Origin of the sequence: Streptomyces sp. DI166 (assembly GCF_900091315.1) — a bacterium.
GTDB lineage: Bacteria > Actinomycetota > Actinomycetes > Streptomycetales > Streptomycetaceae > Streptomyces > Streptomyces fuscus.
In genome coordinates this window covers 1-12,181 of sequence record NZ_FLSP01000001.1, presented here as the reverse complement: position 1 = coordinate 12,181, position 12,181 = coordinate 1, and the positions used below count along the sequence as shown (strand labels likewise).

The following is a 12,181-nucleotide window of genomic DNA, read 5'->3' as shown; positions in this document are numbered from 1 at the left end:
ACTTCGTCGGGGACCCGCCGTTCGGGGCGGGTGGACGCGACCAGTTGGAGGAGTGGCCATGACGGACGACGACACCCTCTCCTTCACCCACGACTCCCCGCCCGTGCGGACCGTGCTGCGCCCCGGCGCCGCCCTGACGGCGCCCGCGGAGGAGGCCGGGCGGCTGGGGCTGCGGCGGCTGCTGGTGCTGTGCGGGGCGCGCGGCGCCGAGGCCGTACGGCCCGTCGCGGAGGCGCTCGGGCCGCTCTGCGCCGGGGTGCACGCCGAGGCCCGGATGCATGTGCCGACGGAGGTGGCCGACCGGGCCGTGGAGGCGGCGCGCGCGGCCGGCGCGGACGCGTGCCTCGCGGTCGGCGGCGGCTCCTCGATCGGACTCGGCAAGGCTGTCGCGCTCCGCACCGGCCTGCCTCTGATCGCCGTGCCGACCACCTACTCCGGCTCCGAGATGACCCCGATCTGGGGGCTGACGGAACACGGCGTGAAGCGCACCGGCCGCGACCCGTCCGTCCGGCCGAGGAGCGTCGTCTACGACCCCCGGTTGACCCTCTCGCTGCCCGTGCCGCTCTCCGTGACCAGCGGCGTCAACGCCCTCGCGCACGCGGTCGAGGCCCTGTACGCCCGGGACGCCTCGCCGCTGACCGGGCTGACCGCCGAGGAAGGCCTCCGGGTGATGGCCGAGGCGCTGCCCGCGGTGGCCGCCGACCCCGAGTCACTGGCGGCCAGGAGCCGCGCGCTGTACGGGGCCTGGCTGTGCGGGACCGCTCTGGGCGCCGCCACGATGGGCCTGCACCACAAGCTCTGCCATGTCCTCGGCGGCTCCTTCGGCCTGCCGCACGCCGAGACGCACACGCTGGTACTGCCCCACGTCCTCGCCCACAACGCACCGGCCGCCCCCGAGGCCGCCGCCGCCGTCGCCCGCGCCCTGCGCACCGACGACGCCCCGCGCGCCCTGTGGGAGCTGCCCCGGGGACTCGGCGCCCCGCACTCGCTGGCCGAACTCGGGCTGAAGGAAACGGACTTGGCGTGGGCGGCGGCCCAGGTCACTGGTGAGGCGTTCGAGAATCCGCGCACCGTGACGGTGGACGGGGTGCTCGGCATCCTGCGCGCGGCGTACGAGGGCGTCGCGCCGACGGCGTAGCCCACGCGCCCGACGGGGGAGTCGTCGCTGCCGAGCCTGTGCGCATCCGCATCCGCAACCGCATCCGAATCCGCACACACCCGCACGCCCGACAAAATTGTTGACAATTCTGTCGGGCTAGATTTAGGTTCGACAGGCACTCACTCAGGGAGGGCAGCGATGCCGAACAAAGCCCGTCCGAGCACCGGGGAGCAGGCCAAGCAGCACGCGCTCGCGCAGTTGCGGCAGGCGATCCTGCACGGCGAGATGGCACCGGCGCAGCGGCTGGTGGAGAACGAACTCGCCGAGCAGTTCGGTGTGACCCGGGCGAGCATCCGAGGGGCGCTCATCGATCTGGAGGCCCAGGGCCTCGTCGAGCGGATCCGCAACCGCGGCTCGCGGGTGCGGGTGGTCACGGTCGAGGAGGCGGTCGCCATCACCGAGTGCCGCATGGTCCTGGAAGGACTGTGCGCGGCGAAGGCAGCCGTCGCCGCCAGCGACGCGCAACTGGCCGAACTCACCGAGCTGGGCACGGCGATGACCAAGGCCGTGGCCGACGGCGAGCCGGTCACCTACTCCGACCTCAACCATGAACTGCACGCCCGGATCCGGGAGTTCTCCGGCCAGCGCACCGCACTGGAGCTGCTGGAACGGCTCAACGCCCAACTGGTGCGCCACCGTTTCCAGTTGGCGCTCAGGCCGGGGCGTCCGCAGCAGTCCCTGAAAGAGCATCTGGCGATGATCGAGGCGATCAGGGCCAGGGACCCCGAGGCGGCCGAGAAGGCCGTCCGCGCCCACCTCAGCAGCGTCATCGAGGCGTTGCGCGACTGAACTCGTGCGAGGCGGGCGTCCACCTGTCATCAAGGAGTTCGCAGACATGACTCAGGCCAACGCGCCCGCCACCCGACCACGTTCGACGCTCGTCGTCACCGCGCACGCCGGGGACTTCGTGTGGCGGGCCGGTGGTGCCATCGCCCTGGCCGCGTCCCGGGGCGAGCGGGTCACCATCGCCTGTCTGACCTTCGGTGAGCGCGGCGAGTCCGCCAAGGCGTGGCGCGAGGGGAAGCGGCTGGCGGAGATCAAGGCCATACGGCGCGACGAGGCCGAGCGCGCCGCCGCCACCCTCGGCGCCGAGGTCCGCTTCTTCGACGCCGGTGACTACCCGCTCGTGCCCACCGCCGAACTGACCGACCGGCTCGTCCACGTCTACCGCGAGACCCAGCCGGACGTGGTGCTCACCCACCCCGTCGAGGACCCCTACAACGGCGACCACCCGGCCGCCAACCGGATGGCTCTTCAGGCCCGCATCCTCGCCCAGGCCATCGGCTACCCGGGCGAGGGCGACATCATCGGCGCCCCGCCCGTCTTCTACTTCGAGCCCCACCAGCCCGAGATGAGCGGCTTCCGCCCGGAGGTGCTGCTCGACATCACCGAGGTGTGGGAGACCAAGCGCAAGGCGATGGAGTGCCTCGCCGCCCAGCAGCACCTGTGGGACTACTACACCGACCTGGCCGTCCGCCGGGGCGTCCAGCTCAAGCGCAACGCCGGACCCAACCTGGGGCTTCCGCACAGGACGATGGCCGAGGCGTTCATGCGGCCCTTCCCGCAGATCGCGAAGGAGCTGGCATGAGCGGCGTGATCGTCACCGGCCCCCCGAAGGCGGACCTCGCCGACGTCGACGCGCTGGCCCGCTTCGGCGTGGCCACCGTCAGCGAGGCGATGGGGCGAACGGGCCTGCTGGGCCCGGACATCCGCCCCGTCCAGCAGGGCGTGCGGGTCGCCGGGACCGCCGTCACCGTGCTGAGCTGGCCCGGCGACAACCTCATGATCCACGCCGCCGTGGAGCAGTGCGGCGCGGGCGACATCCTGGTCGTCACCACCACCTCCCCGTGCACGGACGGCCTGTTCGGCGAACTGTTCGCGACTGCGCTGCAGCGACGGGGCGTCCGCGGCGTCGTCCTGAACACCGGCGTCCGGGACACCCAGGAACTGCGGGGGATGGGCTTCCCCGCCTGGTCCCGGGCGGTGTCCGCGCAGGGCACGGTCAAGGCGACCGGCGGCTCGGTCAATGTGCCGATCGCCATCGACGGCCAGGTGATCCACCCCGGTGATGTGATCCTCGCCGACGACGACGGCGTGGTGGTCGTCCCCCGCGAGCGCGCCCGCGAGACGGTGACGAAGGCCGAGGCCCGCGAGGCCAAGGAGGCCGCCACCCGCGCCGCCTTCCTCGACGGCGAACTCGGCCTGGACCGCTACGGGTTGCGCGACACCCTCAAGCGGCTCGGCGTCGAGTACCGGACGTACGAGGAGTACGAGGGGGAGCGGTCGTGACCGAGGCGGTGCCCTGTCTGCTGATGCGCGGCGGCACTTCCAAGGGCGCCTACTTCCTCGCCTCCGACCTGCCCGCCGAACCGGCGGCCCGCGACGAGCTGTTGCTGCGGATCATGGGCAGCCCGGACGAGCGCCAGATCGACGGCCTCGGCGGTGCCCACCCGCTCACCAGCAAGGTGGCCGTGGTGGCGCCGTCGGCCGACCCGCATGCCGACGTCGACTACCTCTTCCTCCAAGTCGTCGTCGACCGACCCGAGGTGAGCGACCGTCAGAACTGCGGGAACGTCCTCGCCGGGATCGGCCCGTTCGCCGTCGAGCGCGGGCTGGTCCAGGCGGGGGAGGAGCGGACCGCCGTACGCATCCGCATGCTCAACAGCGGCGACCTGGCGACGGCGACCTTCCCGACCCCGGGCGGGCGGGTCCAGTACACCGGGGACACCGAGATCTCCGGAGTGCCCGGCACGGCCGCGCCCGTGCTGATCGAGTTCCCGCCGGGCTCCTCGCCCCTGCTGCCCACCGGACGCGTCCGGGACGAGATCGACGGCATACCGGTCACCTGCGTGGACAACGGCATGCCGACGGTGCTGATGGAGGCGGAGGCGCTGAAGGTCACCGGGTACGAGTCGCCCGCGGAACTGGAGGCGAACTCCGCACTCACGGACCGGCTGCGCCGGATCAGGCTGGGCGTGGGCCGGCTGATGGGCCTGGGCGACGTCTCCGCGACGACCGTGCCGAAACTGACCCTCCTCGCCCCACCCCGGTACGGTGGCGCGATCACCACCCGCACCTTCATCCCCGAGCGCTGCCACACCTCGATCGGGGTGCTGGGCGCGGCGAGCGTGGCCGCGGGCCTGCGCCTCGACGCCGGAGTCGGCACGGACCTGGCCCGGCTCGACCCCGCCGACGACCGGATCCGAATCGAACACCCCACGGGCTTCCTGGACATCGAGAGCAGTCTCGGCACCGGTGCCGACGGTCTCCCCGCGGCGCGCCGCACCGCCGTGGTCCGCACCGCCCGCAAGCTCTTCGACGGCACCGTCTTTCCCCGGGCCGCCGCACACCCTCAAGGAGGTCAATGATGACTCCGCCGCTCGGCGACATCGCCCACATCGGTCACGCCCAGTTGTTCACCCCCGACCTGGACGCCAGCGTCGCCTTCTTCACCGAATACCTGGGCCTGACGGTCCATCACCAGCAGGGCGACTCCGTCTACTTGCGCACCTACGACGACTACGAGCACCACAGCCTGGTCCTCACCGCCCGCGCCCAGCCCGGCCTCGGCCGCCTTGCCCTGCGCACCTCCAGTGAGGAGGCCCTGCTGCGGCGGGTGAAGGCGGTCGAGGAGGCGGGCGGCACCGGAGAGTGGGTCGAGGACGAACCGGGTCTCGGCAGGCTCTACGTCACCACCGACCCGGACGGCCACGAGCACGCCCTGTACTGGGAGAGCGAACACTACGACGCGCCCGAGGAGTTGCGCCCCGCGCTGAAGAACCAGCCGCAGGCCAAACCCAACCGGGGCGTCGGCGTCCGCCGCCTCGACCACGTCAACTTCCTCGCCGCCGATGTGCTCGCCAACGCCGAGTTCCAGCAGCACGTGCTCGGCGCCCGGCCGACGGAACAGATCCGACTGGACAGCGGGCGGATCGCCGCCCGCTGGCTGACGTACACGAACAAGTCCTACGACGTGGTCTACACCTCGGACTGGACCGGCTCCAGCGGGCGGCTGCACCACCTCGCCTTCGCCACCGACACCCGCGAGGAGATCCTGCGCGCCGCCGATCTCGCCATCGACACCGGCGTGTTCATCGAGACAGGGCCGCACAAGCACGCCATCCAGCAGACGTTCTTCCTCTACGTCTACGAGCCGGGCGGCAACCGGATCGAGCTGTGCAATCCGCTCACCCGGCTCGTCCTGGCGCCGGACTGGCCGCTGATCACCTGGACCGAGGAGGAGCGCAAGAAGGGGCAGGCCTGGGGTCTGAAGACCATCGAGTCGTTCCACACCCACGGCACCCCGCCCGTGGCGTAGGCGACCTGGCCGAAGCGCGCGAGGAGCTGTGCGGAGGATTGTCGATGAGATTGTTGACAAAAACGTTGACTCTTTCCGTACGGCTCCTTAGCGTCTGGTGCGCACCCCGCACGAGAGGAAGAACAACGATGTCCCCCCTCGCTCCCACCGCCCGCGGCGGCAGACTCGCCGTCCTGGTCATCGGACTGTGCTGGCTCGCCGTGCTCTTCGACGGGCTCGACATGTTCATCTACGGCTCGGTCCTGCCGCACCTGCTGGAGACCGGCACCTTCGGCCTGACCCCCGACCAGGCCGGCGACCTCGGCTCCTACGCCACCTTCGGCATGCTCGTCGGCGCGCTCACCGCGGGCACCGTGGCGGACCGGATCGGCCGCAAGAAGCTGATGGTGGCCTGCGTGACCCTGTTCTCGCTGGCCTCCGGCCTCTGCGCGATCGCCGACTCCGTCGCCGTCTTCGGCCTCGGCCGCACCCTCGCCGGCATCGGGCTCGGCGGCCTGCTCCCCACCGCGATCAGCATGGTCTCCGACTACGCCCCGCGCGGCCGGGCCGCCCTCGTCATCGGCATGCTGATGACCGCCCACCACGCGGGCGGCATACTCTCCGCCTACGTCGCCAAGTGGCTGATCGAACCGGCCGGCTGGCGCGCCGCCTTCTGGGTCTGCGTCGCCCCCCTGCTCTTCGCCCCGGTGCTCGCGAAGTTCCTCCCCGAGTCCCTGAGCTTCCTCCTCGCCAAGGGCCGCGCCGAGGAGGCCCGCGCCCTGGCCACCCGCTACGACGTGGAACTCCCCGCCGCCAAGCCCGAGAAGGCGACCGCCGCCGACCGCTGGGCGAACCTGGTCTCGCTCTTCCGCGGCGGCGAGTGGATCCAGACCCTGCTGTACTGGCTCGCCTCCTTCGGCGGACTCCTCCTGGTCTACGGCGTCGCCACCTGGCTGCCCACCCTGATGCGTGCCGAGGGGTACGAACTGGGCTCCGCTCTCACCTTCGTGGTCGTCTTCAACCTCGGCGGCATCACGGGCATGCTGCTGGCCGGACGCGCCGCCGACCGCTTCGGCGCCCCGCGCATCTCGGCGATCTGGTTCGCGCTCACCGCGGCCGGGGTGTTCCTGCTCAGCGTCCACATGCCGCTCGCCGTCACCATGACGGTCGTCTTCCTCACCGGCGTGTTCCTCAACAGCGCCCAGACGATGATCTACGCCACCGTCTCGATCCGCTCCCGCCCCGACAACCGCGCCACCGCCGTCGGCTGGACCTCCGGCATGGGCCGCTTCGGCGCCGTCTTCGGCCCCTGGCTCGGCGGCCAGCTGCTCGCCGCGGACCACGGCGACTGGGGCTTCACCGCCTTCGCCCTGGCGGGACTCTCCTCCACGGTCCTCATCGGCGCCGCCGCCCTGCGCGGCGCCCGCCGGACCCCGGCCGACACCCCCACCCAGGAACTGGCCACCGCGCACTGACCGCGCCCCGGACGCCGGCCCCACCGGCCGGCGTCCGCCGTCAGAGTCGCGCAGACCTGAGCATCCGGTCGCATACGGTAAGGTTTACCTGCGCGTTGTCGCGGATTACCGCGAGCGCAGGCACCGGGACGTGGCGCAGCTTGGTAGCGCACTTGACTGGGGGTCAAGGGGTCGCAGGTTCAAATCCTGTCGTCCCGACGGTGCGACGAGGTCCCCGCGGGCAGCAGCCCGCGGGGACCTTTCGCGTGTCCGGTTTACGGGTAGCTGCGCAGGTTGGCCACGTTGGTCGTGGAGTTGGACGGGCCGCCGCGGTCGTTGATGACGTGGCGGATGGTGCCGGTGCCGCCCAGGGAGACGGTCACCATGCTGGTGAAGGTGACGCCGGGGCGGTTGGGGGCCTCGATGGCGCGTTCGGCGGTGACGCTCGGGTTGACGTTGAAGTAGCAGTAGCTGCCGAGGCCGTACGCCTGGTGGCTGGTGACCCCGTCGGCGACCTTGTAGGCGGCGTAGCCCTGGGTGGAGCCGTTCATCCAGGCGGCCTGGTTGGGCGGGTCGTAGGGCATCTCGTTCTGGTAGAAGTACGTGCGGCCGCCGTTGCCGTTCCAGATCGTCTGGTACTTCTGGTAGTGCTCGACGAACAGGCCGTACATGGTGACGTTGTCACCGTTGACGATCAGTCCGGTGTCGCCGGTGTTGGAGTTCCAGCCGATGCCGTTGCCGTGGTCGCCGCGCCAGATCCAGGTGTGGTCGCCGATGACGTGGTCGCTGTTGACGACCAGGCTGGTGGTCGCCCTGCCGACGTGGGCGCCGCCGACGCGGAAGTACACGTCGTGCAGGGATGTCGGGTTGGCGGCGTGGGAGGCGGATGCGCCGGGCGGGCCGACCTCCATCAGGGTGGGGGAGTTGGTGGTCCCCGCGTCGAAGAGGACGCCCGCGACCTTCACACCGTCGACGTCGGCCACCTTCATGGCGGTCACGCCGTTGTCGGGGACGAACGTGGCGAGGCCCAGGCCGAGGATCACGGTGTTCGCGCGGTTCACCTGGAGTGTGCGGTCGAGGTGGTACACGCCGGGGGTGACCAGGAGGTTCCTGCCCGCTGCCAGGGCCGCGTTGATGTCCGCCGCGGTCGCGCCGGGCTTCACGATGTGGAAGCTGTCCAGGGAGAGCGAGCTGCCGGCGGGGGTGCCGCCCGCCCAGCTCGTACCCGTGGAGTTGGTGCGCACCGACGGCACGAACACCTTGTAGGCGCCGTCGCCGTCGACGTAGAGGAAAGGCTTCTCGCGGGTGACCGGGGCCTGACCGACCGTCGTGTACGGCGGGTTGGGGAAGCTCGTGCCCGGGACGCCCTGGCTGCCGACGAAGACCATGTTCCAGTTCGAGCCGGTCCAGCTGCCGAGCTGGGAGTTGCGGGTCAGCCACTGCTGCTGGGTGCCGGAGTTGACCTGGCCGTCGACCTTGGTGTCGGCGAACAGACCGCCGCTGGCCCAGCCGCCGTCGTCCAGGGCGAGGTTGCCGCGCAGATGCATCCGGCGGTACGGCGCGGCCTGCGACACCGCCCAGCGGTCGTTGCCGCCGGACGGGTTGACCGACAGGTTCTCGGCGCCGCGCCAGAAGTTCTGGGTGGCGTTCTGCGGCGGGAACCAGTCGGCCTCGGCGTGCACCGCGCCGTTGACGGTGACCGCGTCCGGGGTGAGACCGAGCCCGGCGACCTGGGTGTAGAAGCCGACGTTGACGTCCGCGTTGTAGGAGCCCGGCTTGAACAGCACGGCGTATCGCTGGGAGCCGAACTGGTTCTCCTCCTGCTGCTGGAAGATCGTGTTCAGTCGTGACTGGACCGTCGAGGTCGGCGTCGAGGGGTCGAACACCACGACGTTCGGGCCGAGATCGGGGTTGGCCGTCGAAGGGGACACCGGCACCACCTGGAAGCGCTGGGCGGCGCTGCCGTTGCAGGTGTACTGCACGAACTGCACGCTGTCGGCGGTCGAGGCGCCCGGGTCGTCCAGGCACTTGCCGCTGTGCCGGTTGACGAAGCGGTACGCGCCGCCGCCCAATTCCTCCGCCCGCCACTGCTGGTTGGCGCCGCCGCCGTAGGCCCACAGGTGGACCGGGGCGTTGTCGGCGGTGGAGACCTCGGCGACGTCGACGACCTGGCCGGTGTTGTTGGCGTTGTTGATCCGGACGTAGCCGTCGCCGGTGGCGGTGAAGCTCCAGCGCTGGGCGGTGGTCCCGTTGCAGGAGTACTGCTGCACGACGGTGCCGTTCGCGGTGGCGGCCGCGCGGGCGTCCAGGCAGCGTCCGCTGGCGGCGTTCATGACGGTGGCGAAGCCGGTGGGCAGTGCCTCGGGTGCGGCGTTAGCCGTCGTGGGCACGGCCGCCAGCAGGCCGGCAGCCAGGGAGAGTACCGCCAGGGAAGCGGCGGCTGGGGGGTGGGTTCTTGTCATGCTCGCGAAACATAAAGGTACGGACCACTTACGTCAAGAGATGAAGTAAGTGTTGAATTAAGGGCGTTGACGGTAACGGCGGCAACAAAAAACGACGCTGCCGAACTCGTCGCCCTCCCCCGAAGGCGGCGAGTTCGGCAGCTCCCCCGGCGCCGGACTGTGGTGGTCCGTCCGTCCGTGTACGGCTGTCCCCGTGCCGTTACCAGCACATCACTGCGGTTTCCCCCGACCCCCAGGCGGAGTACAACCGCACACGGACGAAGTAGCGGCGGCCCCTGACGAGCCGGGCCCTGATCGTGGCATTGCCGGACGTGCCCCCGTCGTCCCGGCCGGTGAGGAAGCGGGGTTCGCCGTCCCGCTCCTCGAAGACCACCACGACCGTGTCGCAGTCACCGAAGGTGCCCAGCGTGTACTCGCGGGTCTCCGGCGGCTCGACGGTGAAGTCGGCCTGCTCGCCCGGGCCGAGCGCGATCGGCACCGAACGGAACGGCACCAGTGCGGGCGGCCGCTCGGGGCCGGTCGGCGGGTACCAGCGCAGGACGAACTCCTTGTCCGCGGCGGACAGCGTGCCCGGCGGGTTCAGGCCCGCCCGGTACTGCTCCGGCTCCAGGATCAGCCCCGCCGCGAACGGGTACTCCATGATCGACTGCGGATCCCACACGGAGCCGTTGACCTCGTCCGGGTCCAGCTTGCGCAGGATGTTGAAGTGCGTCGTCTCCCGGCTCCAGAAGTTCGGCGGCCCGGCGAGGTCCGCGAGGACCGCCTCGTCGTCCCAGTGGATGCCGGCGAACGGGCTCTGGTGTTCGTGCAGCATGCCGAGCGCGTGCCCGATCTCGTGCAGGGCGGTGGCCCGCTCCCCGGGCACGGTCAGGTCCCAGCCGAAGTTCATGGTGCGTTCGTTCAGACCGACCTGGAGCGCGTCCTTGCCCACGGTCGACCACGAACCATCACCCAGCTGGAACCCGATCCGCAACTCGGCTTCCGAGCGGTCGGAGACCTCCGTGAACGACACCCCGATACCCAGGTCCCGCCACTCCTGGAAGCACTCGCGCACCACGTCCCGCTGCTCCTTCGAGCCGACCCACGACACCCGTCGGGACCCCCCGGTTCCCGGTACGGGAATCACGGACGCGTCGTTGTCGCCGTCGAAGAAGTAGTAGTGCAGGACCGTGTTGTTGACCCACATACGGCGTCCGCCGATGAGCGCGCGCTGCCGCTCGGCGGTCAGCCCCGGTGCCAGAGGCGGGGCCGACTGCTGCGCGAGGGAGCAGTAGCGAGCGGTCATGCGGCAAGGTTGCCGCCGCGGGCCGCCGTCCGCCTGAGTCGAGGGCTACTCAAGTCACCCTGTATCAGAACTGAGTAACCCGGCTCTATGGGGTGTGACGACATTCGAACGGGATGCGAAGACCCTGGAGCTGCCCTGGCCGTTCACCGGACGGGACAGCGAAGTCGAGCTGATCCGCCGGTCGCTGGCCGCCGGCAGGCACGGCATCGTGGTGACCGGAGCCGCGGGCAGCGGCAAGACCCGGCTCGCCGCCGAGGCCACCCGCGGCAGCGACCGCGCGCTGGTGGCCGGGACACCCGAGGCCCGCGCCCTCCCCTTCGCCGCCTTCGCGCACCTGCTGCCCGAGGACGTCACCCTGCACCGCGCGGTCCAACTGCTGTCGTCGGTACGGCAACTGATCGTCGACGACGCCCACCTCCTGGACGACGCCTCCGCCGCCCTGGTCCACCAGCTCGCCGTGCAGGGACGCACCCGGCTGCTGGTCGTGGCGACCGACGGCGCGCCCGCGCCCGGCGCGATCTCCCGGCTGTGGACGGGGGAACTGCTGCCCCGCCTCGCCCTGGACCCGCTGCCGCCGGAGGAGACGGAGCACCTGATCGTGGACGGTGGCCTGGAGCCGCTCACCGTGAACCGGCTGCACCGCCTGTGCCGGGGCGACCTGCGGCTGCTGCGCGACCTGGTGGGCGCGGTGCGCAAGCGCGGACTGCTCACCCGGGTGCCGGACTCGGACACCTGGGCCTGGCGGGGACCGCTGCCGCTGACGCCGACCGTGCGTGAGCGCACCGCACACGTACTGGACCGGGTCCACCCGGAGGAGCGCGAGACCCTCGAACGCCTCGCCTTCTGCGAACCCCTGGCCCCGCACATGGACGAGTTCGACCTGTGGGCCCTGGAACGCCTGGAGGCCGACGGACTCATCCGCATCGACGACGCGGGCGCCGTACGCCTCGTCCACCCGCTGCACGGCCCGGCACTGCGGGCGGCGGCGGGACGCCTGCGGGCCCGCCGCCTGGCCCGTACGCCCGAGGAGTGCGGGCGGGCCCTCGCCGCCGAGACGGCCGTCCTGCGCCGCAGCGTCCAACTGGCCGACGTACGGGCCGTGTCGGCGCCCGTGGGGGAGTGGCTGGTGGACGAGGGCGCGCCGGTACCGGCCGAGTACGCGGCCGTACGCGCGAGGTTCGCCCGTTTCGGGGGACGGCTGCGGGAGGCCGAGGCCTGGGCCAGGGAAGGGCTGCGCGACGCGCCCCGGGACGAGGACTGCCGTCGTGAACTGGCCCTGGCGGTGGCGGACGCGGGCGACGGCGACTGGCCGGCCGTGACACGCGGCGACCTGGACGCGGCGCCGGACGAGGTGGAGCCGTACGACGCGGTACGCCTCGGCGTGCCGGAGCGTGCCCTGGGACGGCTCCACGGGGTCTTCGCCCAGCACGCCGACGCCCTCGCCCGCGGCGACGGGCCCGCGCTCGACCGCGCCGCCGAGGCGCTGCGCGAACGCGGGCTGCTGCTGTACGCGGCCGAGGCGCA

At 71.6% G+C, this 12,181-nt stretch carries 10 protein-coding genes and 1 tRNA gene; 9 read left to right on the top strand and 2 right to left on the bottom strand.

Features of this window, described 5'->3' with window-relative positions; translation table 11 throughout:
• The first annotated feature begins 58 nt into the window (after positions 1-58).
• The 8 genes from GA0115233_RS00055 to GA0115233_RS00020 all read left to right on the top strand — a co-directional run bounded on the left by GA0115233_RS00055 (position 59) and on the right by GA0115233_RS00020 (position 7,129).
• A complete protein-coding gene (locus GA0115233_RS00055; protein WP_093717910.1) occupies positions 59-1,138 on the top strand; it encodes a maleylacetate reductase in 1,080 nt (359 codons plus the stop codon).
• 159 nt (positions 1,139-1,297) lie between these two features.
• On the top strand, positions 1,298-1,948 hold the full coding sequence (locus GA0115233_RS00050) for a GntR family transcriptional regulator (protein ID WP_093717909.1): 651 nt from the start codon (positions 1,298-1,300) through the stop codon (positions 1,946-1,948).
• Positions 1,949-1,994: 46 nt separating this feature from the next.
• Positions 1,995-2,747 carry a PIG-L deacetylase family protein gene (locus GA0115233_RS00045; RefSeq protein ID WP_093717908.1) on the top strand — a complete coding sequence of 251 codons (753 nt, stop codon included), beginning with the start codon at positions 1,995-1,997 and terminating at the stop codon, positions 2,745-2,747.
• Positions 2,744-3,448: a 4-carboxy-4-hydroxy-2-oxoadipate aldolase/oxaloacetate decarboxylase gene (locus GA0115233_RS00040; protein WP_093717907.1), complete on the top strand. Its 705-nt coding sequence runs from the start codon at positions 2,744-2,746 to the stop codon at positions 3,446-3,448. Before GA0115233_RS00045 ends, GA0115233_RS00040 begins: the two co-directional genes overlap by 4 nt.
• A 23-nt stretch (positions 3,449-3,471) precedes the next feature.
• A complete protein-coding gene (locus tag GA0115233_RS00035) occupies positions 3,472-4,527 on the top strand; it encodes a 4-oxalomesaconate tautomerase (RefSeq protein ID WP_255310007.1) in 1,056 nt (351 codons plus the stop codon).
• Positions 4,527-5,477 carry a catechol 2,3-dioxygenase gene (locus GA0115233_RS00030; protein WP_093717905.1) on the top strand — a complete coding sequence of 317 codons (951 nt, stop codon included), beginning with the start codon at positions 4,527-4,529 and terminating at the stop codon, positions 5,475-5,477. The genes GA0115233_RS00035 and GA0115233_RS00030 overlap by 1 nt, the downstream gene beginning before the upstream one ends.
• 128 nt (positions 5,478-5,605) lie before the next feature.
• Positions 5,606-6,931, top strand: coding sequence for an MFS transporter (locus GA0115233_RS00025; RefSeq protein WP_093717904.1), 1,326 nt, complete (start codon positions 5,606-5,608; stop codon positions 6,929-6,931).
• Positions 6,932-7,055: 124 nt separating this feature from the next.
• A tRNA-Pro gene (locus GA0115233_RS00020) sits at positions 7,056-7,129 on the top strand.
• A gap of 56 nt (positions 7,130-7,185) precedes the next feature.
• On the opposite strand, the gene GA0115233_RS00015 is transcribed toward GA0115233_RS00020, so the two are convergent.
• Positions 7,186-9,372 (bottom strand): RICIN domain-containing protein, encoded by a 2,187-nt coding sequence (locus GA0115233_RS00015; protein WP_093717903.1) that lies wholly within the window; start codon positions 9,370-9,372, stop codon positions 7,186-7,188.
• A gap of 199 nt (positions 9,373-9,571) precedes the next feature.
• Complete coding sequence (locus tag GA0115233_RS00010; protein WP_093717902.1) at positions 9,572-10,657, bottom strand: beta-glucuronidase AbsR1; 1,086 nt, start codon at positions 10,655-10,657, stop codon at positions 9,572-9,574.
• A gap of 94 nt (positions 10,658-10,751) precedes the next feature.
• On the opposite strand from GA0115233_RS00010, the gene GA0115233_RS00005 reads away from it, so the two are divergent.
• Positions 10,752-12,181 (top strand): ATP-binding protein (locus GA0115233_RS00005; protein ID WP_093717901.1); only part of this gene is annotated, 1,430 nt, incomplete at its 3' end.

Bases quoted from the DNA above. Each gene is read 5' to 3' on its own strand.
- GA0115233_RS00040 (WP_093717907.1), top strand. From the start codon at position 2,744: ATGAGCGGCGTGATCGTCACCGGCCCCCCGAAGGCGGACCTCGCCGAC.
- GA0115233_RS00050 (WP_093717909.1), top strand. From the start codon at position 1,298: ATGCCGAACAAAGCCCGTCCGAGCACCGGGGAGCAGGCCAAGCAGCAC.
- GA0115233_RS00030 (WP_093717905.1), top strand. From the start codon at position 4,527: ATGACTCCGCCGCTCGGCGACATCGCCCACATCGGTCACGCCCAGTTG.
- GA0115233_RS00055 (WP_093717910.1), top strand. From the start codon at position 59: ATGACGGACGACGACACCCTCTCCTTCACCCACGACTCCCCGCCCGTG.
- GA0115233_RS00010 (WP_093717902.1), bottom strand. From the start codon at position 10,657: ATGACCGCTCGCTACTGCTCCCTCGCGCAGCAGTCGGCCCCGCCTCTG.
- GA0115233_RS00015 (WP_093717903.1), bottom strand. From the start codon at position 9,372: ATGACAAGAACCCACCCCCCAGCCGCCGCTTCCCTGGCGGTACTCTCC.
- GA0115233_RS00025 (WP_093717904.1), top strand. From the start codon at position 5,606: ATGTCCCCCCTCGCTCCCACCGCCCGCGGCGGCAGACTCGCCGTCCTG.
- GA0115233_RS00045 (WP_093717908.1), top strand. From the start codon at position 1,995: ATGACTCAGGCCAACGCGCCCGCCACCCGACCACGTTCGACGCTCGTC.
- GA0115233_RS00035 (WP_255310007.1), top strand. From the start codon at position 3,472: ATGCGCGGCGGCACTTCCAAGGGCGCCTACTTCCTCGCCTCCGACCTG.